The organism is Amycolatopsis sp. NPDC033938 (genome assembly GCF_055575975.1).
Genome location: NZ_JBVIRO010000048.1, coordinates 1 through 1,075 on the forward strand (window position 1 = coordinate 1; position 1,075 = coordinate 1,075).

The following is a 1,075-nucleotide window of genomic DNA, read 5'->3' on the forward strand; positions in this document are numbered from 1 at the left end:
GGGGTGAAGCTGAGAATTTAAGCGCCAGTAAACGGCGGTGGTAACTATAACCATCCTAAGGTAGCGAAATTCCTTGTCGGGTAAGTTCCGACCTGCACGAATGGCGTAACGACTTTCCGGCTGTCTCAACCACAGGCCCGGCGAAATTGCACTACGAGTAAAGATGCTCGTTACGCGCGGCAGGACGGAAAGACCCCGGGACCTTTACTATAGTTTGGTATTGGTTTTCGGTTCGGCTTGTGTAGGATAGGTGGGAGACTGTGAAGCTGGCACGCTAGTGTTGGTGGAGTCGTTGTTGAAATACCACTCTGGTCGGATTGGGAATCTGAACCTCGGACCATGATCTGGTTCAGGGACAGTGCCTGATGGGTAGTTTAACTGGGGCGGTTGCCTCCTAAAGAGTAACGGAGGCGCCCAAAGGTTCCCTCAGCCTGGTTGGCAATCAGGTGTTGAGTGCAAGTGCACAAGGGAGCTTGACTGTGAGACAGACATGTCGAGCAGGGACGAAAGTCGGGACTAGTGATCCGGCACCACCTGGTGGAAGGGGTGTCGCTCAACGGATAAAAGGTACCCCGGGGATAACAGGCTGATCTTGCCCAAGAGTCCATATCGACGGCATGGTTTGGCACCTCGATGTCGGCTCGTCGCATCCTGGGGCCGGAGTAGGTCCCAAGGGTTGGGCTGTTCGCCCATTAAAGCGGCACGCGAGCTGGGTTTAGAACGTCGTGAGACAGTTCGGTCCCTATCCGCCGCGCGCGTAGGATACTTGAGGAAGGCTGTCCCTAGTACGAGAGGACCGGGACGGACGAACCTCTGGTATGCCAGTTGTCACGCCAGTGGCATGGCTGGTTGGCCACGTTCGGAAGGGATAACCGCTGAAGGCATCTAAGCGGGAAGCCTGTTCCAAGATGAGGTATCCCACCCCTTTGTGGGTTAAGGCCCCCAACAGACCATTGGGTTGATAGGCCAGAAATGGAAGCACAGTAATGTGTTGTCGAGTTGACTGGTACTAATAGGCCGAGGACTTGCCCACAAAGATGTTACGCATCCACTCTACAGCTCTGAAACACCACAC

The 1,075-nt window shown here is 54.9% G+C and carries 1 rRNA gene; it reads left to right on the forward strand.

The features are described from left to right. A 23S ribosomal RNA gene (locus tag ACZ5ZX_RS41680) occupies window positions 1-1,033 on the forward strand; the annotation flags it as partial. Window positions 1,034-1,075: the final 42 nt, after the last annotated feature.